General features: G+C 68.6%; 20 protein-coding genes. 15 read left to right on the top strand and 5 right to left on the bottom strand.

From position 1 onward, the window contains the following. Window positions 1-63 precede the first annotated feature (63 nt). Both DNK52_RS00325 and DNK52_RS00320 read right to left on the bottom strand, forming a co-directional pair. Entirely contained in the window at window positions 64-2,148 is a 2,085-nt protein-coding gene (locus DNK52_RS00325) for a 3-hydroxyacyl-CoA dehydrogenase NAD-binding domain-containing protein (protein WP_110238582.1), read from the bottom strand. Next, window positions 2,148-3,347 carry a thiolase family protein gene (locus tag DNK52_RS00320; protein ID WP_110238581.1) on the bottom strand — a complete coding sequence of 400 codons (1,200 nt, stop codon included), beginning with the start codon at window positions 3,345-3,347 and terminating at the stop codon, window positions 2,148-2,150. The genes DNK52_RS00325 and DNK52_RS00320 overlap by 1 nt, the downstream gene beginning before the upstream one ends. A 173-nt stretch (window positions 3,348-3,520) precedes the next feature. On the opposite strand from DNK52_RS00320, the gene DNK52_RS00315 reads away from it, so the two are divergent. The 3 genes from DNK52_RS00315 (at window position 3,521) to DNK52_RS00305 (ending at window position 6,712) form a co-directional block, all read left to right on the top strand. Beyond that, the gene (locus DNK52_RS00315; RefSeq protein WP_110238580.1) at window positions 3,521-4,456 is read left to right on the top strand and encodes a proteasome assembly chaperone family protein; all 936 of its coding nucleotides are present in this window, start codon (window positions 3,521-3,523) and stop codon (window positions 4,454-4,456) included. A gap of 5 nt (window positions 4,457-4,461) precedes the next feature. After that, window positions 4,462-5,316 (top strand): acyl-CoA thioesterase, encoded by an 855-nt coding sequence (locus DNK52_RS00310; RefSeq protein WP_110238579.1) that lies wholly within the window; start codon window positions 4,462-4,464, stop codon window positions 5,314-5,316. A 100-nt stretch (window positions 5,317-5,416) separates the two neighbouring features. After that, on the top strand, window positions 5,417-6,712 hold the full coding sequence (locus DNK52_RS00305; RefSeq protein ID WP_110238578.1) for a peptidoglycan DD-metalloendopeptidase family protein: 1,296 nt from the start codon (window positions 5,417-5,419) through the stop codon (window positions 6,710-6,712). Between the two features lie 34 nt (window positions 6,713-6,746). Here DNK52_RS00305 and DNK52_RS00300 read toward each other — a convergent pair whose 3' ends face one another. Next, the gene (locus DNK52_RS00300) at window positions 6,747-7,595 is read right to left on the bottom strand and encodes a MaoC family dehydratase (RefSeq protein ID WP_110238577.1); all 849 of its coding nucleotides are present in this window, start codon (window positions 7,593-7,595) and stop codon (window positions 6,747-6,749) included. Between the two features lies 1 nt (window position 7,596). Next, the gene (locus DNK52_RS00295; protein ID WP_110238576.1) at window positions 7,597-8,931 is read right to left on the bottom strand and encodes a 3-oxoacyl-ACP reductase; all 1,335 of its coding nucleotides are present in this window, start codon (window positions 8,929-8,931) and stop codon (window positions 7,597-7,599) included. 136 nt (window positions 8,932-9,067) lie between these two features. Here DNK52_RS00295 and DNK52_RS00290 point away from each other — a divergent pair, with 136 nt between their 5' ends. The 5 genes from DNK52_RS00290 to DNK52_RS00270 all read left to right on the top strand — a co-directional run bounded on the left by DNK52_RS00290 (window position 9,068) and on the right by DNK52_RS00270 (window position 14,043). Beyond that, complete coding sequence (locus DNK52_RS00290) at window positions 9,068-10,348, top strand: acetyl-CoA C-acetyltransferase (protein WP_110238575.1); 1,281 nt, start codon at window positions 9,068-9,070, stop codon at window positions 10,346-10,348. Between the two features lie 16 nt (window positions 10,349-10,364). Next, window positions 10,365-11,180 (top strand): DUF1206 domain-containing protein, encoded by an 816-nt coding sequence (locus tag DNK52_RS00285; RefSeq protein ID WP_110238574.1) that lies wholly within the window; start codon window positions 10,365-10,367, stop codon window positions 11,178-11,180. Between the two features lie 87 nt (window positions 11,181-11,267). Next, the gene (pyrR, locus tag DNK52_RS00280) at window positions 11,268-11,828 is read left to right on the top strand and encodes a bifunctional pyr operon transcriptional regulator/uracil phosphoribosyltransferase PyrR (RefSeq protein ID WP_110238573.1); all 561 of its coding nucleotides are present in this window, start codon (window positions 11,268-11,270) and stop codon (window positions 11,826-11,828) included. Further along, entirely contained in the window at window positions 11,825-12,757 is a 933-nt protein-coding gene (locus DNK52_RS00275; RefSeq protein ID WP_110238572.1) for an aspartate carbamoyltransferase catalytic subunit, read from the top strand. The genes pyrR and DNK52_RS00275 overlap by 4 nt, the downstream gene beginning before the upstream one ends. Next, on the top strand, window positions 12,754-14,043 hold the full coding sequence (locus DNK52_RS00270) for a dihydroorotase (RefSeq protein ID WP_110238571.1): 1,290 nt from the start codon (window positions 12,754-12,756) through the stop codon (window positions 14,041-14,043). Before DNK52_RS00275 ends, DNK52_RS00270 begins: the two co-directional genes overlap by 4 nt. 32 nt (window positions 14,044-14,075) lie before the next feature. Here DNK52_RS00270 and DNK52_RS00265 read toward each other — a convergent pair whose 3' ends face one another. Further along, window positions 14,076-15,305, bottom strand: coding sequence for an acetyl-CoA hydrolase/transferase family protein (locus DNK52_RS00265; RefSeq protein ID WP_110238570.1), 1,230 nt, complete (start codon window positions 15,303-15,305; stop codon window positions 14,076-14,078). 177 nt (window positions 15,306-15,482) lie between these two features. Between DNK52_RS00265 and carA the strand changes: the two genes are divergently transcribed. The 7 genes from carA to rpoZ all read left to right on the top strand — a co-directional run bounded on the left by carA (window position 15,483) and on the right by rpoZ (window position 23,355). After that, a complete protein-coding gene (carA, locus tag DNK52_RS00260) occupies window positions 15,483-16,631 on the top strand; it encodes a glutamine-hydrolyzing carbamoyl-phosphate synthase small subunit (RefSeq protein ID WP_239455286.1) in 1,149 nt (382 codons plus the stop codon). A gap of 4 nt (window positions 16,632-16,635) precedes the next feature. Beyond that, window positions 16,636-19,944, top strand: a complete 3,309-nt coding sequence (carB, locus tag DNK52_RS00255) for a carbamoyl-phosphate synthase large subunit (RefSeq protein ID WP_110238569.1) — start codon at window positions 16,636-16,638, stop codon at window positions 19,942-19,944. Next, window positions 19,914-20,978, top strand: coding sequence for a quinone-dependent dihydroorotate dehydrogenase (locus tag DNK52_RS00250; RefSeq protein WP_239455285.1), 1,065 nt, complete (start codon window positions 19,914-19,916; stop codon window positions 20,976-20,978). The genes carB and DNK52_RS00250 overlap by 31 nt, the downstream gene beginning before the upstream one ends. 41 nt (window positions 20,979-21,019) lie before the next feature. Further along, on the top strand, window positions 21,020-21,868 hold the full coding sequence (pyrF, locus tag DNK52_RS00245; RefSeq protein ID WP_110238568.1) for an orotidine-5'-phosphate decarboxylase: 849 nt from the start codon (window positions 21,020-21,022) through the stop codon (window positions 21,866-21,868). 21 nt (window positions 21,869-21,889) lie between these two features. After that, complete coding sequence (gene mihF, locus DNK52_RS00240; RefSeq protein ID WP_275426122.1) at window positions 21,890-22,327, top strand: integration host factor, actinobacterial type; 438 nt, start codon at window positions 21,890-21,892, stop codon at window positions 22,325-22,327. A gap of 8 nt (window positions 22,328-22,335) precedes the next feature. Then, complete coding sequence (gene gmk, locus DNK52_RS00235) at window positions 22,336-22,923, top strand: guanylate kinase (protein WP_110239880.1); 588 nt, start codon at window positions 22,336-22,338, stop codon at window positions 22,921-22,923. 111 nt (window positions 22,924-23,034) lie between these two features. Further along, on the top strand, window positions 23,035-23,355 hold the full coding sequence (gene rpoZ / locus DNK52_RS00230) for a DNA-directed RNA polymerase subunit omega (RefSeq protein ID WP_110238567.1): 321 nt from the start codon (window positions 23,035-23,037) through the stop codon (window positions 23,353-23,355). Window positions 23,356-23,372: the final 17 nt, after the last annotated feature.

Genomic DNA, 23,372 nt, shown 5'->3' with positions numbered 1-23,372 from the left:
CTGAAATGCCGCAAGGGCGCCCGAACCCCATGGTCGGACGCCCTCGCGGGCCGTGCTGTCAGATCAGTGGAAACGCTTGCCGTTGACCTTCTCCGAGACGCCGGAGGAGTCGAGCAGCATCGTGAGACCACCGTTCCAGAACGAGAAGCCGGCTCCGGTGATCATCGCCAGGTCGAGGTCCTCGGGGGCCGCGACGACGCCCTCCTCGAGCATCAGACGAGCCTCCTCGGCCAGACCGGAGAGAGCGGCCTCGCGGATCTGGTCCTTCTCGAGCGCGACCGGGTTGGCCGGCTGCTCGAGCATCGCCTTGATCTCGGGGTCGATCGTCAGGTCGGGGCCGTAGAAGGACGACTTCTTCGCCGCCACCACGCGCTCGAGCGCGGGGGAGACGTAGAAGCGGTCCGGGAAGGCCTTGACCAGGGTCTCGTTGTTGTGGAGCGCGATGGCAGGACCGACGAGGCCGAGCAGCATGAACGGCGGCATCGGGGCGATGCCGGCGAACGCAGCGTCTGCGTCCTCGATCGGCGTGCCTGCGTCGACGACCTTCGCGACCTCACCCAGGAAGCGACCCAGGAGCCGGTTCACGATGAAGGACGGGCTGTCCTTGACCAGGATGCTCGTCTTCTTCAGGCCCTTGCCGGTGGCGAAGGCCGTGGCCAGCGTCGCGTCGTCCGTGGCGTCGCCCTTGACGATCTCGAGCAGCGGCATGATCGCGACCGGGTTGAAGAAGTGGAAGCCCACGACCCGCTCCGGGTGCTCGAGCTCGGAGGCCATCTCGGTGATCGACAGCGACGAGGTGTTGGTGGCCAGCACGCACTCGGCGCTGACGACCTTCTCGACGTCGGCGAAGACCGACTTCTTGACCGACATCTCCTCGAAGACGGCCTCGATCACGAAGTCAGCACCGGCGAAGGCCGTGGCCTTGTCGGCGGAGCCACTCACGAAGGACTTGAGCCGGGTGGCCTTGTCGGAGGAGACCCGACCCTTCGACAGCAGCTTGTCGATCTCGGTGTGGACGTAGTCGACACCCTTCTGGGCACGCTCCTCGTCGAGGTCGGTGAGGACCACCGGGACTTCGAGGCGGCGGGCGAACAGGAGCGCCATCTGGCTGGCCATCAGGCCGGCGCCGACGATGCCGACCTTGGTCACCTTGCGAGCCAGGGCCTTGTCCGGCGCGCCGGCGGGACGCTTGGCGCGCTTCTGGACCAGGTCGAAGGCGTAGAGGCTGGCGAGCAGCTCCGGGGTCTTCGACATCGCTTCGAGAGCAGCGTCCTCAGCGGCGAAGCCCTCCTCGCGGGTCGCGGTACGAGCACCCTCGAGGAGCTTGACGATGGTCAGCGCAGCCGGGGAGGCGTTGCCGGTCCTGGCCCACACGACGCCCTTGGCGCGCTCGATGGCTGCGTCCCACGCGGCGCCACGGTCGATCTCGTCGCGCTCGACGGCGACCTTGCCGGCCAGCACGTCGCCGGCCCAGAGCAGGGACTGCTCGAGGTAGTCGGCTCCGCTGAACACGGCGTCGGCCAGACCGAGCTTGAAGGCGGCAGCACCGTTGACGGTCTTGCCGTTGTTCAGCGGGTTCTCCAGAGCCACCGTGACGGCCTTGTCGGCGCCGATCAGGTTGGGCACCAGCCAGGCGCCGCCCCAGCCGGGGACGAGACCCAGCATGGCCTCGGGCAGACCCAGCGCGGGCGCGGAGTCCATGACCGTGCGGTAGTCGCAGTGCAGCGCGACCTCGAGGCCGCCACCCAGTGCGAGACCGTTGATGAAGCCGAACGAGGGCTTCGAGCCGTGCAGCTTGCCGAAGACGGCGTGGCCGAGCTCGGCGACCGTACGCACGCCCTCGGGCCCGCTGGAGGAGACCGACGTGAGGTCAGCGCCCGCAGCCAGGATGAAGGGCTTGCCGGTGACACCGATCGCGGTGATCTCGTCATCGGCCAGAGCTGCGTCGATGGCGGTGTTGAGGGAGATCAGGCCCTTGAACCCGAACGTGTTGGGACGGGTGTGGTCGTGGCCGTTGTCGAGGGTGATCAGTCCGATCACGTCCGCGCCACCGGGCAGGGTGACCTTGCGCAGCTTGGCCTCGGTGACGACTTCGGCGTCACTGGCCAGACCGGCGGCCTTCTCGAGCAGGGTGTTGAGGTCGGACATCAGGCGTTCTCTCCGTTCCAGTGCGGGTTCTCCCAGATGACCGTGCCGCCCATGCCGATACCGACGCACATGGTGGTCAGGCCGTAGCGGACCTCGGGGCGCTCGGAGAAGGTGCGGGCGAGCTGCGTCATCAGGCGTACGCCGGACGAGGCGAGCGGGTGGCCCATGGCGATGGCGCCGCCGTACGGGTTCACGCGCGGGTCGTCGTCGGCGATGCCGTAGTGCTCGAGCAGGGCCAGCACCTGGACGGCGAAGGCCTCGTTGATCTCGAAGGCACCGATGTCGTCGATGGTGAGACCGGCCTGCTTGAGGGCCTTCTCGGTCGACGGGATCGGGCCCGCACCCATGACCTCGGGTTCGACACCGACGTAGGAGTAGGAGACGAGACGCATCTTGACCGGCAGGCCGAGCTCCTTGGCGGTCTCCTCGTCGGCGAGGATCGCGGCCGTGGCACCGTCGTTGATGCCAGAGGCGTTGCCGGCGGTGACGTTGCCGTGGGCGCGGAAAGAGGTCTTGAGTCCGGAGAGGGAGTCCATCGTGGTCCCGGGACGGGGAGCCTCGTCGGTCGTGGCCAGGCCCCAACCCTGCTCGGCGGAGCGGGTGGCGACGGGGACCAGGTCAGGCTGGATCTTGCCGGCTGCGTAGGCAGCCGCAGTCTTGGCCTGGCTGTTCACGGCGTACGCGTCGGCGCGGGCCTTGGTGATGGTGGGGTAGCGGTCGTGGAGGTTCTCGGCCGTCTTGCCCATGACCAGTGCATCGGGGTTGACGATCTTCTCCGACACGATGCGTGGGTTGGGGTCGACGCCCTCGCCCATGGGGTGGCGTCCCATGTGCTCGACGCCGCCGGCGATGACGACGTCGTACGAACCGAAGGCGATGCCGCCTGCGACCGAGGTCACGGCGGTCATGGCGCCGGCACACATCCGGTCGATCGAGTAGCCGGGGGTGGTGTCCGGCAGGCCGGCCAGCAGCGCGGCGGTGCGGCCCATGGTCAGGCCCTGGTCGCCGATCTGGGTGGTGGCTGCCAGGGCAACCTCGTCCACCCGCTCGGGCGGCAACGAGGGGTTGCGACGCATGAGTTCACGGATGCACTTGATGACGAGGTCATCGGCACGGGTCTCGGCGTACTGGCCCTTGGCCTTGCCGAACGGCGTGCGCACGCCGTCGACGAAGACGACCTCTCGCAACTGTCGGGGCACTGAGTCTCCTGGGATCGTGGTGGACCCGGCCGACACGGCGCGGGTGTGCGACACGTTACCCCTCGGTAACTAATCCGTCACCACTCAGGAAGTGTGCCCGTCGTCACCCTGGCGGGCACCCCCGCGGAGCAGGTGGTCGGAGCCCGGGCGGTGCCTCCGCCTAGACTTGGCCCATGTCAGAACCCGCGTCTCGCCTCGTGCACATCGTCGACGACGTTCCTGAGCTCGACGGGGTGGACGAGTTGACGATGGTGGTGGCCCTCACCGGCTTCCTCGACGCGGGTCAGGCGAGCGCCCTGGCCGTCCAGCACCTGCTCGACCAGGGTGAAGGCCCGGTCGTCGCCACCTTCGACGTCGACTCCTTGCACGACTACCGTGCTCGCCGACCTCCGATCTCGTTCGTCGAGGACCACTACGAGAGGTATGAGGCGCCGCGGCTCTCGGTGCGGGTGCTGCACGACACCGGCGGCACGCCCTACCTCCTGCTGCGCGGGCCCGAGCCCGACATCCGGTGGGAGGGCTTCGCCCTGGCGGTGCGTGAGGTCGTGGAACGCCTGGGTGTCACGCGGGTGGTGAGTCTCGGCGCCATCCCCATGGCCGTCCCGCACACGCGACCCACCGCCGTGACGTACCACGCGAACGATCCGGCTCTGCTGACAGGCCGCAGTGTCTGGCGCGGTGAGGTGCGCGTGCCCTCCAGTGTCCAGGCACTCCTGGAGGTGCGGCTGGGGGAGTGGGGTCACCCTTCCCTGGGCTACATCACCCACATCCCGCACTACCTGGCCCAGATGGACTACCCGGTCGCCGCGCTGGTGCTGCTGGAGCAGCTGGAGCGCGGGGGGCGTCTCACGATCGACCTGACTTCGCTGCGCCGGGCCGCCGAAGGGTGCGAGGGTGAGATCCTCGAGTTCCTCGAAAGCCATGCAGAGGTGGCGGACGTGGTCCACGCGTTGGAGCAGCAGTACGACACGTTCCGGCGCGCCGAGGAGTCCGGAGCCTCACTCTTGGCTTCGGACGAGCCGCTGCCGACCGGAGACGATCTGGGTGCCCAGTTCGAACAGTTCCTGGCAGGGCTCGATCGTCCGGATGATGAAGCCGAGCAGGGGTAGGTCACATGGCTGGCAGTGTGGAGAAGCTCCTGGCATTGCTGGAGCTGGAACAACTCGACGTCGACCTGTACAGGGGAGCCCAGCCTGACACCGAGAGGCAGCGGGTCTTCGGTGGTCAGGTCGCCGGACAGGCCCTGATCGCGGCCTGTCGCAGTGCGGACCCGGAGTTCGAGCTGCACTCGCTGCACTCGTTGTTCCTGCGACCCGGTGACACCCGGGTGCCGATCATCTACCAGGTCCACCGGATCAGGGACGGACGCTCCTTCGAGACCCGTCGGGTGGTCGCGCTCCAGCACGGTCGCGAGATCTACTCCCAGACGTGCAGCTTCCAGAAGCCTGAGCCCGGGTTCGACCACAGTGACTCGATGCCGCAGGTGGGTGGACCGGAGTCGGGCATGCCCTTGGTCGACCTGGCCGCGCGCAACGAGGAGGACCTACGGCAGTGGCAGCACGAGTGGGCCGGGCTGGACATGCGCCATCTCGGGATCACCGGGATGGGTCTCGACGCCGATCCCCATCGGGCGGCCCAGGCACGCCTCTGGGTGCGGGTGGACGGGGACCTTCCCACCGACCCGGTCATCCAGAAGGCTGCGTTCACCTATGCCTCCGACCTCACGCTGATCGGGGCCGCGTTGGTGCCGCACGGCATCACCGTCAACTCCAAGAAGTTGCAGCCGGCCTCACTGGACCACACCATCTGGTTCCACCGGCCGCTGCGCGCCGATCACTGGTGGCTCTACGACCAGGAGTCGCCGTCTGCCTCCGGCGGACGTGGGCTCGCGCTGGCACGAGTCTTCTCGCAGTCCGGTGAGCTGGTGGCCACGGTCGCCCAGGAGGGCCTGATCCGACGGATCGGCTGACCTCTAGCATTACAACGGTGTAATTCCCCGCAATTGGGGACAGACACGCCGATGGAACTTACTGTAGGGGCTGTTGTGACGGCTGTGCCTCGTGTGACTCGTGAATCCGAAGGGTTTCTGGTCGGCGGGAGCGGGCGTCTTCCTGCGTCCTAGGGCGGTCCCCGCTGTGCGAGCCTCACGTCGATCAAGACTGCTGAGCGCCGTCATCTGTGCGGTCCTGCCGTTGTCGGTCTTCATCACGGCGTCGCCGGCGCAGGCGAAGAAGAAGAAGGAGCCTGTGCCCGTCACCGGCTACCAGATCCCCTTCGAGTGCAACCAGTCGTGGACCGGGTCCACGCGGTCAAGCCACTCACCCAGCGCCCAATCCGTCGACTTCAATGCGCCCGGTGACCTGGGGAAGCCGGTTGTCGCCGCGGCCCCGGGTCGTGTGGTGACTGCAAACAACTCCAGCAACAAGGGCTATGGACGATATGTGGTCCTGGACCACGGCAACGGCGAGTCATCCGTCTACGCACACCTGAAGAAGGTCACCGTCACGGTGGGCACCTGGCTCGACCAGGGTGCCCTGCTGGGGACGCTCGGAACGACCGGTAACAGCTCCGGTCCGCACCTCCACTTCGAGCAGAAGGTCGGCAAGAAGGTCGTCCCTGCGTGGTTCGGTGGTGCGAAGTACCGCTACGGGACCGCGCGCTCCGCCAACTGCGTGGACGTGCCGATCGCGGGCAACCTCCTGGCGGGGCCGGAGGCTGAGGTGGCGGTCTTCCGCCGGGTCTCCGGACCCTCGTTCCACGTGCTGTCCGCCGCCGACGGGACCACCCGCACCATGCGGGTCGGCAGGGCGTTCGACGAGCCTGTCGTCGGTGACTGGGACGGCGACGGGCTCTCGGAGGTGGGGGCGTACGCAGCCTCAGGCCGGATCTTCACCCTCGCCGGGGAGGCCAACTTCGTCAAGATCAAGTTCGGGGCCCGGGGAGATCGCCCGGTTGCTGGTGACTGGGACGGTGACGGCGCCTCGGAGGTCGGCATCTATCGGCCGTCGAAGGGCATCTTCCGGCTCCGTAGCTCGACCGGTGCGAAGAGCACCATCAGGATGGGACGTACGGGTGGGGTGCCGGTCACGGGCGACTGGGACGGTGACGGCCTCACCGACGTCGGGCTCTACGACCCGAGCACGGCGACGTTCCTGCTCCGTACGCGTTCCGCCGCACCGGTCGTGACCTCGGTGAAGTACGGCTTCGTCGGGGACCTGCCGACCGTCGGGGACTGGGACGGTGACGGGGTCACCGACCTCGGAACCTGGACCCCGGGGACCGCCACCTTCAACCAACGCGTCGCCGCGGCGCCGAACGCGGCGACCCAGCCGCGGAGCATCAGGTTCGGCACTCCGCGGCGGTGAGCGTCGGTGGGTGGACCGTGTCCGCGTCCGGGGGCTAGAGAGCGGTGACCCGTCCCACCACGTGAGGCGACCCGTCCTTGGGGTTGCGGACGGCGAAGTGCCAGGCACTGCGGTCGCCCGTCACCCCGAAGGCAACCTTGCTGGGGAGAAAGACCGGCTTCTTGAAGGCCACGTCGATCTGGACGGCGTCGGGCAACCGGTTCTCGATCGCAGCAAGAGCCCGTGCCTTCGTCCACATGCCGTGGGCGATGTGACGCCGGAACCCCAGCGCCTTCGCGGTCAGCGGGTAGAGGTGGATCGGGTTCATGTCGCCCGAGACGCGCCCGTAGCGGCGACCCAGGTCGTCGCCCAGACTCCACACGGCCTTGCCGTCGGGGGCCTCGGGAAAGGTCAGGCCCGAGGGAGCGTCGTCGGTGCCGCCACCGCGGACGAGGTAGGAGGAGACTGACTCCCACACCGTCTCCTCCCCGGAGCGGATGGTCGAGACGAAGTCGACGACCGTGCCCTTCGCGTGCGGACGCGTGGTCTCGACGTCCACCTGCACTCCGAGCGTCTCGTCCAGCCCGATGGGGCGGTGCGAGGTGATGCGGTTCTCCAGGTGGACGCTGCCCATGGCCGGCCAAGGGAAGGCCTGGTCAGCCATGACACTCATCTGGGCCCCGAAGGTCAGCAGGTGGGGATAGGTGACGGGGACGGTGTCGCGCCGGGGGAAGCCGCAGACCTGGGAGTACCGAGCGACGTGCCCGGCATCGATCGGGACGGGAGGTGTCGTGACGTGCACACCGGCGAAGTCACGAGGCTTGACCTTGCGCACGCCCGGCAACTGGTTGACCCCCGGGACCGAGGGGAGCGCGGCCCGGGTCAGATGGCCCAGTGCACCCATCTCAGGCGCCCAGCATCATCTGGCCGCAGACGCGGACCACGTTGCCGTTCACGGCCGTCGACCCCGGGGAGGCGTACCAGGCGATGGTCTCGGCGACGTCGACGGGCAGACCGCCCTGGCTCATCGCGTTGAGGCGCTGGCCGACCTCGCGGGTGGCGAAAGGCACGGCAGCGGTCATCTGGGTGATGATGAAGCCCGGTGCCACGGCGTTGACCGTGATCCCGTCGGTCAGCTCGCCCGCCAGGTCCTGCACGAGGCCGATCACACCGGCCTTGGACGCTGCGTAGTTGGTCTGGCCCACGTTGCCCGCGATGCCGGCGATCGACGAGACACCGATGATCCGGCCGTTGGGGTTGATCACGCCCTGGTCGAGGAGTTCGCGGGTGATGGTGGCGGGCGCCGTGAGGTTGACCGCGATCACGCTGTTCCAGCGGTCGTCGGCCATGTTGGCCAACTTCTTGTCCCGGGTGATCCCTGCGTTGTGCACGACCACGTCGACCCCGCCGTGCTCGGTCGCCAGGTGGTGCGCGATGCGCTGGGCAGCGTCGGGGTGGGTGATGTCGAGGGCGAGGTGGTCGCCGTCCAGCTCCGTCATCAGCGAGACGAGGTCGCTGGCGGCCTGCGGCACGTCGACGCCCACGACCTTCGCTCCGTCGCGGTGCAGGACGCGTGCGATCTGCTCGCCGATGCCGCGGCTCGCGCCGGTGACCAGAGCGACCTTGCCCTCGAGGGGGCGGCTCAGGTCGGCGACCTCGCCGGCCTCCTGGCTGCCCTCGACGCCGATGCGGACGACCTGCCCGGAGACGTACGCGGACTTGGGGGAGAGGAAGAAGGCGAGGGTGGAGTCGACGGCGCGCTCTGCGCCCGGGGCCACGTACACCAGTTGCGAGGTGCCGCCCCGGCCGATCTCCTTGCCGAGCGAGCGGGTGAAGCCTTCCAGAGCGCGCTGGGTGATGCGGGCGTCGCCCGTGAGGCTCTCCGGCGGCGTGCCCAGCACGATCACGCGGGGGCACGAGGCCAGGCGTCGCATCACCGGGGTGAAGAACTCACGCAGCGTCACCAAGGTGTCGGGGGACTCCAGGCCGGTCGCGTCGAAGACGAGGGCCTTGTACTTCGCGCCCTCGGTGTCGTGGTCGGTCGCGGTGACCTCGAGCTCCTTGAGGGCTGCCACCAACTGGGGGGCGAGTCGGCCGGCACCACCGACCAGGACGGTGCCGTCGACCAGCGGGGCTCCAGGCGTCCAGCGGTCGAGTCGGGTCGGGTTGGGCAGGCCCAGGTTCTTGACGAGAAACTTGCCGATGGACGAGGAGACGAACCCCTGGTACTTGTCGCTCATGGGAAGGACCTCCGAAGCTGGTGTGCAGGCGTGGACGGTGTGCGCCGGTTGCGCGCTATGTGTAACTCTAGGTGTAACTGCACGTTCCACCAATGGCGTCCACATCTGTGGCGCCCACTGAGACAGGAGACACGTGATGCAGGCACAGACCCGCCGCGTAGCCGTCATCGGCGGAAACCGGATCCCCTTCGCCCGGTCCAACGGCGTCTACGCCGACGTCTCCAACCAGGAGATGCTGACCGCCGCCATCGACGGACTCGTCACGCGCTTCGGCCTGGAGGGCGAGCGCGTCGGTGAGGTCGTCGCCGGTGCAGTGCTCAAGCACGCCCGCGACTTCAACCTGGTGCGCGAGTGCGTCCTGGGTTCCAAGTTGGACCCCCGGACCCCGGCCACCGACATCCAGCAGGCCTGCGGCACGGGTCTCCAGGCCGTCATCCAGGTCGCCAACAAGATCGCCCTCGGCCAGATCGACGTCGGCATTGCAGGTGGCTCCGACACCACCTCGGACGCCCCCGTCGCGATCAGCGACAAACTGCGCAAGAAGCTGATGAAGGTCAACACCGCGCGCGACACCAAGGCCAAGCTCACCGCGCTCGCCAAGATCCGTCCGGGCGACGTGGGTCTGGACATCCCCCAGAACGGCGAGCCCCGCACCCGCCTCTCCATGGGTGAGCACCAAGCGCTGACCGCGCTGGAGTGGAAGATCAGCCGTGAGGCCCAGGACGAGCTCGCGGCCCGATCGCACCAGAACCTCGCCCGCTCCTACGAGGAAGGCTTCCACGACGACCTGATCACGCCCTTCCGAGGCGTGGAGCGTGACACCAACATGCGTGCCGACTCCAGCGTGGAGAAGTTGGCAAAGCTGAAGCCCGTCTTCGGCAAGGGGGCTGCGGCCACCATGACCGCCGGCAACTCGACCCCGCTCTCCGATGGCGCGTCCGCCGTCCTGCTGGCCTCCGAGGAGTGGGCTGCCGAGCGCGGTCTGCCGGTGCTGGCCTACATCACGGCGTACGAGACCGCAGCGGTCGACTACGTGAACGGCAACGAGGGGCTGCTGATGGCCCCGGCGTACGCAGTCGCCGAGATGCTGCAGCGCGAGGGATTGTCGCTGCAGGACTTCGACTACTACGAGATCCACGAGGCGTTCGCCTCCCAGGTGCTCTCGACGCTCAAGGCCTGGGAGGACCCGGTCTTCTGCAAGGAGCGTCTGGGCCTCGACGAGCCCCTGGGTGCGATCGACCGGGCCAAGCTCAACGTCAACGGCTCCTCGTTGGCCGCCGCACACCCGTTCGCCGCCACCGGCGGGCGCATCGTGCCGGTTCTCGCCAAGCTCCTGGACGCCAAGGGCTCGGGCCGTGGCCTGATCTCGATCTGTGCCGCCGGCGGCCAGGGCGTCGTCGCCATTCTGGAGAAGTAGGGGCACACTGCTCGGTGTGAACAACATCGGCCGGGCAACGAAGACAACGGGTCGCCAGGCCCACCACAGCACCTGGATGGACCACCTCGCGCGCGTCGGACTCGTCGCGTACGGGGTGGTCCATCTGCTCATCGGTTGGGTGGCGGTGCAGCTGGCCTTCGGGGAGTCGAAGCGGCAGGCCTCGAGCACCGGCGCGTTCGCCGAGCTCGCCTCGCAGCCCTTCGGCACTGCGGCCCTGTGGGCATTGACGCTGGGACTGGTGCTCCTCGTCCTTTGGCGCGTCCTGGAGGCCGGGTTCGGTCACGAGGACGAGGATGACTCCGATCGCCTGCGCAAACGCGCAGCCTCGGGCCTGAAGGCCGTCCTGTACGGAGCCCTGGCCCTGAGCGCGTTCAGGATCCTGCTCGGCGACAGTGGATCCAAGGGACGGTCCACGACGGGCACCGTCATGTCGTGGCCCGGTGGTCAGTGGCTCGTGGCGTTGGCCGGCCTCGCGGTGATCGGTTATGCGGCGTGGACCGCCTACCGAGGGTGGAGCGAGAAGTTTCTCGAGCACCTCGACCAGCAGGGACGGATCGGGGAGATCGGCGATCTCTACCGGTGGTTCGGGAAGATCGGCTACATCGTCAAGGGCCTCTCCATCGCGGTGGTCGGTGGACTCGTGGTCCACGCTGGATGGACCCACAGCGGCAAGGAGGATCAAGGGCTCGACGACGCGCTGCGCACCGTGCTCGAGCAGCCCTTCGGGCCGTACCTGCTGACGGCTGTCGCCGCGGGGTTGGCCTGCTACGGGTTGTTCTGCCTGGCTCGTGCCAGATACCTCGACCGCTGAGCGGAGCGGCGCGCTGGTAGGGTGCGCCGTGATCGACATCCTTTAACGAGCCGTCCTGTGAGGCGGAGAAGGAGGTCCGGCTCGGACATGTCTGAAGCCCCCACCGATGAGACCCCAGATGGGTCCGTACGTACCGTCCTCGACGCCCGCGACGTCTCCCGGGCCCTGACCCGGATCGCGCACGAGTTGCTCGAACGCAACCGCGACGTCTCCGACCTGGTCCTGCTCGGACTGCACACCCGTGGTGTGCCACTCGCCAGGCGGATCGCCGAGCGCATCACCGCTGTCGAGGGAGTGCCGGTGGCCGTCGGCGAGCTCGACGTGACGATGTACCGGGACGATCTACGCAAGCAACCCACCCGTCGGGCCCACCGCACCGACATCCCCGCCGGCGGCATCGACGACCGCGTCGTCGTCCTCGTCGACGACGTGCTCTTCTCGGGCCGCACCATCCGAGCGGCGCTGGATGCCCTCGCGGACCTCGGGCGGCCTTCTGCCGTACGACTGGCGGTCCTGGTGGACCGTGGTCACCGCGAGCTGCCGATCCGGGCCGACCACGTCGGCAAGAACCTGCCCAGCGCCCGGAGTGAACGCGTCAGCGTCCGCGTCGCAGAGGTGGACGGGATCGACGAGGTGACGATCTCGTGAAGCACCTGCTCTCCGTGGACGACCTCGACGTCGACACGATCCAGGAGATCTTCTCGACTGCTGCCGACATGCATGACGTGCAGTCGCGGTCGGTCAAGAAGCTGCCCGCGCTGCGCGGCCGCACGGTCGTCAACATGTTCTTCGAGGACTCCACCCGCACCCGCTCCAGCTTCGAGATCGCCGGCAAGTGGCTCTCAGCCGACGTCATCAACATCTCGGCCAAGGGATCCTCGGCCTCCAAGGGAGAGAGCCTGCGGGACACCGTCCTCACCGTCTGTGCGATGGGGGTCGACGGTCTCGTGATCCGTCATCCCGCCAGTGGTGCGGCCCAGCAGGTGAGCGAGTGGGTCGACGCCAGTGTGGTGAATGCCGGTGACGGCATGCACGAGCACCCGACGCAGGCCCTGCTCGACGCGTACACGTTGCAACGTCAGCTGGGTTCGCTCGAGGGGAGGCACGTCGCGATCATCGGCGACCTCACCCACAGCCGGGTGTTCCGCTCCAACATCCAGTGCCTCACCAAACTGGGTGCTCGGGTCACCGCGGTGGCACCCCCCACCCTGATGCCCAGCGGGGTCACCTCGTGGTCGGCCTCCGCAGGTTTCGAGACCTCGTACGACATCGACGAGGTCCTGCCCCATGCTGACGCCGTGATGATGCTGCGGGTGCAGAGGGAGCGGATGTCGGGCGGCTTCTTCCCGAGTGCGCGTGAGTACACCGTCGGCTACGGCCTCACCAAGGACCGGCTGGCCGTGCTCGGGCCCGACGTGCCGATCTGCCACCCCGGTCCGATGAACCGGGGACTCGAGATCGCGGCCGACGCGGCGGACGCTGCCCAGTCGCTCATCCTCGACCAGGTCTCCGCAGGACTCGCCGTGCGGATGGCCGTGCTCTACCACCTGCTTGCCGGAGAGGAATCCAGCGCGTGAGTCTGCTGATCAAGGGAGCTTCGCTCTTCGGTCGTGAGACGGCCGACCTGCTCGTCGTCGACGGGGTGATCGCGGGGGTGCACGAGGGCGTTGCCGCCGACGTGCCCGCTGGCACCGAGGTGCTCGACGCCGACGGACTCGTGGCGCTGCCCGGTCTCGTCGACCTGCACACCCACCTGCGCCAGCCCGGACGGGAGGACGCCGAAACCGTCCTGACGGGATCGCGAGCCGCCGCGGTCGGCGGGTACACCGCGGTCCTGGCCATGGCCAACACCAGTCCCGTCACCGACACTGCCGAGGCCGCCCTGCGTGTCTGGGAGCTCGGTCGTGAGGCCGGGCTCGTCGACGTGCAGCCCGTCGGGGCCGTCACCAAGGACCTGGCCGGGGTCGAACTCGCCGAGCTGGGCCTGATGCACCGATCGAAGGCGCGGGTCACGGTCTTCTCCGACGACGGCAAGTGCGTCCACGACCCCCGCGTGATGCGTCGGGCCCTGGAATACGTACGCGCCTTCGGCGGCGTGGTCTCCCAGCACTCCCAGGACCCGGCGTTGGCCGGTGCCACGGCGTGCTGCCACGAGGGGGAGATCTCCGGGCGGCTGGGGCTGCCCGGGTGGCCCGGGATCGCCGAAGAGGTGATCGTCGCCCGTGACGTCATGCTCGCGCGGCACACCAGCTCCCGCCTGCACGTCGCCCACGTCTCCACCGCCGGCTCGGTCGACGTCATCCGTTGGGCGAAGGAGCGCGGGATCGACGTGACCTGCGAGGTCACCCCCCACCACCTGATGCTCACCACGGACCTCCTCGTCGGCTACGACCCGGTCTTCAAGGTGAATCCGCCCCTGCGTCCTGAGGAGGACGTCCTCGCGCTGCGCGACGCGCTCGTCGACGGCACCATCGACGCCGTGGCCACCGACCACGCACCGCACGCCCGCCACGACAAGGAGCACGCCTTTCCTGACGCAGCCTTCGGGATGCTCGGGCTGGAGACGGCCCTTTCCGTGGTCCGTACGGCGATGGGCGAGGAGTTCGGTTGGGACGAGATTGCGCGCGTCATGTCGCGCACCCCGGCGAAGATCGCTGGCCTGACGAGCCAGGGTGGTTCGCTGGCGCCGGGGGAGGCCGGCCACGTCGTGCTCGTCGACCCGACGGCCACCGTCACCGTCGATCGCGCCGACTCCGTCTCTCTCTCCCGCAACAACCCGTGGCACGGTCTCGAGCTGGACTCGCGGGTGGTGCACACCGTCTACGGCGGCAAGGTCACCGTCCGCGACGGCGTCCTGACCTGACCGAAGCGCTGGGATCGTCGACGGGCAGCTGCTCAGGCCAGGCCCAGCGCTCCTGCTTCCTCCCACAACTCGTCGCGTACGTCGGGGTGGGCGGCGTACTGGATCAGGTTGGCCGCCTGTTCCTTCTCGCTGCGGCCGGTCAGCCGTGCCAGACCCTGCTCCGTGACCACCGCGCTGTGTTGGAACGAAGTCACCGGTTCGTCCACCAGTGGCACGATCGTCGACACGTCTGCGCGCGGGTGCCAGCTGCGCAGCGCCATGAAGGACTGCCCGCCCGGCGAGTGGGTGGCGCCGACGGTGAAGTCGGTCTGACCGCCGAAGCCGCTGTAGATCCTGGCATTGATGCGAGAAGCGTTGGCCTGGTCGAAGAGGTCGACCTGGAGAGCCGTGTTCACCGACGTCATCCCGGGCTGCTGCGCGATCACGGCCGGGGCGTTGGTCACCTCGGTTCGTCGCAGGCGCACCCGCGGGTTGCGGTCGAGCCACGCGTACAACTCGTCGCTGCCGAAGACGAAGGAGGTGACGATCTCCACGTCGGTGTCCAGGACGCCCTGGCGCTCGAGAGCCAGCACCCCGTCGGAGAACATCTCGGTCCAGATCCTCAGTCCCCGTCGGTCGGTCAGTCGCGCCACGACTGCGTCCGGGACCTCACCGATGCCGGCCTGCAGGGTGGAGTTGTCCCGGACGTGCTCCGCGACGCGCGCTCCGATCACCGCTGCGTCGTCGCCGGGAGCCCTGGCCCGGTGGGAGGCGAGAGGCTCGTCGACGTCGACCCCCAGGTCGATCAGGTCGAGGTCGATCTCGGCGTCACCGAACGTCCACGGCATCCGTGGGTTCATCTGCGCCACGACCACCGCGCCGCGGGCCCTGGCAGCCTCGATCGCGGCGGGAAGGATGTTGACCTCGAGGCCGAGGGACACCTTGCCGTCGCGCGGGGTGGTGGTGTGCACGACCACCACGTCGGGGTGCAACGCGGTGGAGAAGAGTGTGGGCACCGTGGAGAGGCGGGCTGGCACGTAGGCCAGCCGCGGATTGCGCCGCGCCCCCGGACCCACGAAGCACGTCTCGGGCACCACACCGTCGTGCAGGTCCAGGCCCGGTTGAAGGTTCAGCGCATGGAAGCGGACCCGCTCGAAGGCGGCCAGCAGTGGCGCGAGCGTCGTGCGGGGGGTGGCGAAGTTGCCGCTGGCGACGATGCGGATCTCACCGTTGTCGAGGGTGGTGACGTGCCGGACCAGCTCTTCCAGTGACACGGTGCGCATGGGTCCACCATGGCACGGCGGCACCGCGGTCCGGAGCCCTTCTACGGCATGGTTCATGTGGCCCCGCACACCTGCGCCCGTGCGGATCGCGGACTCCGGGCAGGTGCTTGGTACGCTTCGCGCAAGTTCCGAACATCCTTTAACTATCCGTCCTGTGAGGCGGAGAAGGAGGTCGGCGTGCCTCTGCATGCCCCCAAGCCCGCGATCCTCGTCCTGGAGGACGGGCGCACCTTTCACGGTGAGTCCTACGGCGCCGAAGGTGAGACCTTCGGCGAGGCCGTCTTCTCGACCGGCATGACCGGTTACCAGGAGACCCTGACCGACCCGTCGTACCACCAGCAGGTGGTCGTGATGACCGCGCCGCACATCGGCAACACCGGCATCAACGACGAGGACATGGAGTCGACCCGGATCTGGGTCGCCGGCTACGTCGTCCGTGACCCTGCCCGCGTGCCCTCCAACTGGCGCTCGCAGCGTTCGTTGGACGACGAGCTCGTCGCGCAGGGAGTCGTGGGGATCTCCGGGATCGACACCCGGGCCCTGACCCGCCACCTCCGTGAGCGGGGCGCGATGCGCGTGGGGATCTCCAGCGTCGAGTCCGACCCGGCCGCTCTGCTGGCCAAGGTCACGGCGAGCGCCGAGATGCAGGGCGCCAACCTCTCGGCCGCTGTCTCGGTCTCCGAGGCGTACGTCGTCCCGGCGGTGGGGGAGAAGAAGTTCACCGTCGCTGCGGTCGACCTCGGGATCAAGGCGAACACTCCACGGATGATGGCCGAGCGCGGCATCGAGGTCCACGTGCTGCCCGCCACGAGCACCTTGGCGGAGGTCCTGGCGGTCTCGCCCGACGGACTCTTCTTCTCCAACGGCCCGGGCGACCCGGCAGCCACCACGCGTCAGGTCGAGCTGCTCCAGTCCGCCCTCGATGCCGGTCTGCCCTACTTCGGGATCTGCTTCGGCAACCAGCTCTTCGGACGTGCGCTCGGTTTCGGCACCTACAAGTTGAAGTACGGCCACCGCGGCATCAACCAGCCGGTGATGGACCGCACCACCGGCAAGGTCGAGGTCACCGCGCACAACCACGGGTTCGCGGTCGACGCCCCTCTCGAGGGCTCCACCGAAACGCCGTACGGCACGGCCACGGTCAGCCACGTCTGCCTCAATGACGACGTGGTGGAGGGTCTCGAGCTGCGCGACGCAGCCGGTGCGCTCAAGTCGTTCTCGGTGCAGTACCACCCCGAGGCCGCAGCAGGGCCGCACGACGCGGCCTACCTCTTCGACCGTTTCTGCGACCTGATGGCCGCCCGCACCACCGCCCAGGAGGCCTGAGCACATGCCGAAGCGTGATGACATCAAGTCGATCATGGTGATCGGCTCCGGGCCGATCGTCATCGGTCAGGCCTGCGAGTTCGACTACTCGGGCACCCAGGCGTGCCGGGTCCTGAAGGAGGAGGGCCTGCGGGTCATCCTGGTCAACTCCAACCCGGCCACGATCATGACCGACCCCGAGTTCGCCGACGCGACCTACGTCGAGCCGATCACCCCGGAGTACGTCGAGAAGGTGATCGCCAAGGAGCGTCCCGACGCCCTTCTGGCCACCCTGGGTGGACAGACCGCGCTGAACTGCGCCATGCAGCTCGACGCGGCCGGCATCCTCGAGAAGTACGACGTCGAACTGATCGGTGCCTCCATCGAGGCGATCAACCGGGGCGAGAACCGCGAGCAGTTCAAGGCGATCGTCGACAAGCTCGGCGGCGAGTCCGCCAAATCGGTCGTCTGCCACACCATGGACGACCTGCTGGCAGGTGCCGACGAGCTGGGTTACCCCGTCGTCGTACGCCCCTCCTTCACGATGGGTGGCACCGGCTCCGGGTTCGCCCACGACGAGGACGACCTGCGCCGCATCGGTGGCGCCGGCCTCGCCGCGTCCCCGACCACCGAGGTGCTCCTGGAGGAGTCCATCCTCGGCTGGAAGGAGTACGAGCTCGAGGTCATGCGCGACACCGCGGACAACGTGGTGATCATCTGCTCCATCGAGAACCTGGACCCGATGGGCGTCCACACCGGCGACTCGATCACCGTGGCTCCCGCTCTGACGCTCACCGACCGTGAGTACCAGGCGATGCGCGACATGGCGATCGGCATCATCCGCGAGGTCGGGGTGGACACCGGTGGCTGCAACATCCAGTACGCGGTCAACCCGGCCGACGGTCGCTTGATCGTCATCGAGATGAACCCTCGGGTCTCTCGTTCCTCCGCGCTCGCGTCGAAGGCCACCGGCTTCCCGATCGCCAAGATCGCCGCCAAGGTCGCCATCGGTTACACGCTCGACGAGATCGCCAACGACATCACCACCCGTCCTGACGGCCAGAGCACCCCGGCCTCCTTCGAGCCCACCCTCGACTACGTGGTCGTCAAGGTGCCGCGCTTCGCGTTCGAGAAGTTCCCCGGCGCCGACACGACGCTCACGACCCACATGAAGAGCGTGGGAGAGGCGATGGCCATCGGCCGCAACTTCACCGAGTCGCTGCAGAAGGCACTGCGCAGCCTCGAGTCGAAGGAGGCGATCTTCGACTTCGCCTCCGAGACCGGAGATCTCACCGCGCTCCTCGAGAAGTCGACGACACCGACCGACGGCCGACTCTCCACCGTGATGCAGTCGATCCGCGCCGGGGCCACCCCCGAGCAGGTCTTCGAGTACACGAAGATCGACCCGTGGTTCGTCGATCAGCTCTTCCTGATCAAGGAGATCGCCGACACCATCGGTGCTGCGGACGAGTTGGACCTCGCCACCCTGCGGCTGGCCAAGCGCCACGGCTTCAGCGACGCCCAGATCGCTGGAATCCGCGGGCTCGCCGAGGCCGAGGTGCGCAGCGCCCGCCACGGCTTCGGTCTGCGCCCGGTCTTCAAGACCGTGGACACCTGCGCCGCGGAGTTCGCAGCCTCGACGCCCTACCACTACTCGTCCTACGACGAGGAGACCGAGGTCCGCCCGCGCGAGCGTGAGGCCGTCATCATCCTGGGCTCGGGTCCCAACCGCATCGGGCAGGGCATCGAGTTCGACTACTCGTGCGTGCACGCCTCCCTGGCTCTGGCGGAGGCCGGCTACGAGACCATCATGGTCAACTGCAACCCCGAGACGGTCTCGACCGACTACGACACCTCCGACCGTCTCTACTTCGAGCCGCTCACCCTGGAGGACGTGCTCGAGATCGTCCACGCCGAGCAGCAGGCCGGCCCGCTGGCCGGCGTCATCTGCCAGCTGGGTGGACAGACCCCGCTCGGTCTCGCGCAGGGACTGGCCGACGCCGGCGTCCCGATCGTCGGCACCAGCCCCGAGGCGATCGAGCTCGCCGAGGAGCGTGGGGCCTTCGGCAAGGTGCTGCAGGCCGCTGGGCTCCCGGCGCCGAAGTTCGGCATGGCGACGTCGTACGCCGACGCCAAGGAGATCGCCGAGGGCATCGGCTACCCGGTGCTGGTGCGGCCCTCGTACGTCCTGGGTGGTCGCGGCATGGAGATCGTCTACGACGACGAGTCGCTGCGCGGCTACATCGAGCGTGCCACGGTGATCAGCTCCGAGCGTCCGGTGCTGGTTGACCGCTTCATCGACGACGCGATCGAGATCGACGTCGACGCGCTCTACGACGGCACCGAGCTCTTCCTCGGCGGTGTGATGGAGCACATCGAGGAGGCAGGGATCCATTCCGGCGACTCCTCGTGCGCCCTCCCACCGATCACGCTGGGTGGCTTCGAGATCGAGCGCATCCGACGCGCGACCGAGGGCATCGCCGACGGGGTGGGTGTGCGTGGCCTGCTCAACATCCAGTTCGCGCTCGCCTCCGACGTGCTCTACGTCCTCGAGGCCAATCCCCGGGCCTCACGGACGGTCCCGTTCGTCTCCAAGGCCACGGGCACCCCGCTCGCCAAGGCGGCGGCCCGGTTGATGATGGGTGAGTCGATCGCCGAGCTGCGCGCTGCCGGTGTGCTGCCCGCCACCGGTGACGGCGGCAACCTGCCGTCCGACGCCCCCATCGCGGTCAAGGAGGCAGTGCTTCCCTTCAACCGCTTCCGTACCCCCGAGGGCATCAACGTCGACACGGTGCTGGGTCCGGAGATGAAGTCGACCGGAGAGGTGATGGGCTTCGACGCCGACTTCGGCACGGCCTTCGCCAAGGCCCAGACCGCGGCCTTCGGTTCGCTCCCGATGTCGGGGCGGATCTTCGTCTCGGTCGCCAACCGGGACAAGCGCAACATGATCTTCCCGGTCAAGGTGCTTGCCGACAAGGGCTACGAGATCCTGGCGACCTCGGGTACGGCCGAGGTGCTGCGGCGCAACGGAGTCAAGGTCACCACGGTGCGCAAGCACCACCAGGGCGAAGGCCCCGACGGTGAGCTGACCACGGTGCAGATGATCCACAACGGTGACATCGACCTGGTCGTCAACACGCCGTACTCCACCGGCAAGGCAGGTCGTGCCGACGGCTACGAGATCCGTACGGCAGCGGTCCTCGCCAACATCCCTTGCATCACGACGGTGCAGGGACTGGGCGCGGCGGTGCAGGGGATCGAGGCCCAGCACCGAGGTGACATCGGCGTACGCAGCCTGCAGGAGTGGAACGCGGCCTCCGCGCGGTCGCGCTGATGTACGACCAGCTGTTCGAGCGGGCCCTGACCCGGATCGACCCGGAGAGGGCGCACCACGCTGCCTTTGCCGCGATCCGGGCGGCCCGACCGGTGACAAGTCGCGTCCTCGGGGCCCCGCAGGAGAGCGGAGCTCCGGTGAAGGCGTTGGGGATCACCTTTCCGCACGCGCTCGGGCTGGCGGCCGGGTTCGACAAGAACGCCGTCGGCATTGACGCGCTCGCCGCCCTGGGCTTCGGTCACGTCGAGATCGGCACGGTGACGGGGGAGCCGCAGCCGGGCAATCCTGCCCCCCGCCTCTTCCGGCTGACCGCGGACCGGGCGATCATCAACCGGATGGGTTTCAACAACGAGGGAGCCGAGGTCGTGGCCCGACGTCTGGCTGCTCGCTCGGCTGCAGGACCGTCCCCGGTCGTGGTGGGCGTCAACATCGGCAAGACCAAGGTCGTCGCCGAGGAGGACGCGATCGGTGACTACGAGAAGTCCACCGGTCTGCTCGCGCCGCACGCCGACTACCTCGTCGTCAACGTCTCCTCGCCGAACACGCCCGGTCTGAGGGACCTCCAGGCAGTCGAGAAGCTGGAGCCCTTGATGCGTGCCGTCCGGGCGCGCGCCGACCAGGTGAGCGGCGAGCGTCGCGTCCCCCTGCTCGTGAAGATCGCCCCCGACCTCAGCGACGAGGACGTGCTGGCCGTGGCCGACCTGGCCACGCACGTGGGTCTCGACGGCATCATCGCGACCAACACCACGATCTCGCGCGACGGGCTCGCGAGCCCGACGGCGACGGTCGAGGCGATCGGGGCCGGAGGTCTGTCGGGTCGTCCGTTGACCGAGCGGTCGCTGGCCGTGATGAAGATGCTTCGGGGGCGCGTCGGGGCCGGCATGACGCTGGTCGGCGTCGGTGGCATCACGACCGCCGACGATGCCCGGGCCCGGCTGGAGGCGGGCGCGGACCTGCTCCAGGCCTACACGGCCTTCGTCTACGAGGGCCCGCTGTGGCCCCGCAGGATCGTCAGCGCGCTGGCGCGCGGGTGACGCGGGTCCACCCCGCGTCGACAGAGAACTCGAGGAGAGCCATGACCGTGGATGGAAACGGCCCGGAGCCGTTCGGAACCCGCCTGCACCGTGCCATCGCTGAGCGCGGACGTCTCTGCGTGGGCATCGATCCGCACGCCGCCCTGCTCGAGGCCTGGGGCCTCGACGACGACGTGGCCGGGTTGGAACGCTTCGCCCTGACCGCGGTCGAGGCGCTGGCGCCCGTCGTCTCCGTGCTGAAGCCGCAGAGTGCCTTCTACGAGCGCTTCGGGAGCAGGGGAGTGGCGGTCCTGGAGAAGGTCATCGCCCACGCCCGCGAGGCTGGTGCGCTGGTGCTGTTGGACGTCAAGCGGGGGGACATCGGCTCCACCACCCAGGCCTACGCGGATGCGTACCTCGACCCGGCTTCCCCCTTGGCCTGCGACGCCATCACAGCGAGCCCGTTCCTGGGTTTCGGCTCGCTGGACCCGATGGTCCAGACCGCGAGGAAGCACGGCGCTGGCCTCTTCGTGCTCGCGCTCACCTCGAACCCGGAGGGCCACGAGGTGCAGAGGGCCCGTGCGGACGATGGCCGTACCGTCGCCGAGCACGTCCTGGCTGACCTGCGGGCGCTCAACGCCGAGGCCTCGCCCCTGGGCAGTTTCGGCCCGGTGATCGGGGCCACCATTGCCGACCCGGAGACGGAGGTGGACGTCAACGGGCCGATTCTCGTGCCCGGTTACGGCGCCCAGGGCGGCACGGTGGCGGACATCCGACGGATCTTCGGCGCCGCTTCGGCTGCCGTGCTGCCCAGCACCAGTCGTGAGGTGCTGCGCGCCGGCCCCAGCGTCTCGGGGCTGGTCGAGGCCGCGCGTCGCGCCAACGATGACGTGTCCGCCCTCGACGGTTGAGGACGGCTGCTCCACAATGGCGTGAGCGACATCGGTTGCATCTCGGGCACCTGGCTTGTCGTCACCCGTGACGGGGTGACTAGATTGACTCCTTCCGCCGACGAGCGGCGACCCAGCGACAACGACGAGGACCCAGACGTGGCACTGCCCCAGCTCACCCCTGAACAACGCCAGGCGGCGCTCGACAAGGCAGCTGCCTCCCGTCGGGAGCGTGCCGAGGTGAAGAACCGCCTGAAGAACTCCGGTGGCTCGATCCTCGACGTGATCCGCGAGGGTCAGGAGAACGAGGTGGTCGGCAAGATGCGGGTGATCGACCTGCTCCAGTCGATGCCCGGACTGGGCAAGGTCCGGGCCAAGGCCCTGATGGAACGCCTTTCGATCGCCGAGAGCCGCCGGGTGCGTGGCCTGGGGGTCAAGCAGATCGCCGCGCTCGAGCGCGAGTTCGCGGCTCCGGAGTGAGCAGCGCCGTGAGCAGCCCCGCCCCCGACGCCGGACCGGGTCCCTCCAGGCTGGTCGTCCTGGCCGGCCCCACGGCCGTGGGCAAGGGAACGGTGGCAGGCCGGATGCGTGAGGCCAACCCCGACGTGTGGATTTCCGTGAGCGCCACGACGCGTGCCCCGCGACCCGATGAGGTCGACGGTGTGCACTACTGGTTCGTCTCCGATGACGAGTTCGACCGGATGGTGGCCGAGGACGAGCTCCTCGAGTGGGCCGTCGTGCACGGCGCCGCGCGCTACGGCACGCCGCGCGCTCCGGTGGAGGAGGCCCTGGCCGAAGGTCGCCCGGCGATGCTGGAGATCGATCTGCAGGGTGCGCGTCAGGTTCGCGAGACCATGCCCGGGGCGCTCTTCGTGTTCCTCGCCCCGCCGTCCTTCGAGGAACTCGAGCGGAGACTGGTCGGGCGAGGCACGGAGACAGCGGAGGAAAGGGCCCGCCGCCTGGACACGGCGCACGAGGAGCTGGCCGCCGAGAGCGAGTTCGACGTGACGATCGTGAACCGCGAAGTTACCGCCGCGGTCGATGAGTTGGTAGCCTTGCTCAAGTCTGGGTCCTGAACGCCCGCGAGGCTTGTCCTGCAGCGGCGCCGTAGCACTCCAGAAGATCACCTGCACCACCCTCGTACGCTCCTGCGTACGAACCACTACGACCACCAGCGAGGCCCACGCGTGTCTGCACCTCTCATCGCCGCCGAGGGCGTGACGAACCCCTCGATCGACGACCTGCTCACCAAGACCGACAGCAAGTACAAGCTGGTCCTGTACAGCGCCAAGCGCGCGCGCCAGATCAACGCCTACTACTCGCAGCTCGGCGAGGGCCTGTTGGAGTACGTCGGCCCCCTCGTGGACACCCACGTCCAGGAGAAGCCCCTTTCGATCGCCCTGCGCGAGATCAACCAGGACCTCCTCACCTGCGAGGACGTCGACCCGGCCGAGCTGGCCGCCGAAGAGGCTGCTGCCAAGGCTGCGGCCCAGGCCGGCACCGAGTGACCCTGCAGTGACCTGCA

Source organism: Nocardioides gilvus (assembly GCF_003194605.1).
In the GTDB taxonomy this organism is placed as follows: Bacteria; Actinomycetota; Actinomycetes; order Propionibacteriales; family Nocardioidaceae; genus Nocardioides; species Nocardioides gilvus.
The sequence above is the reverse complement of the archived record's forward strand: the minus strand, read 5'-3'. Positions and strand labels throughout refer to the sequence as shown.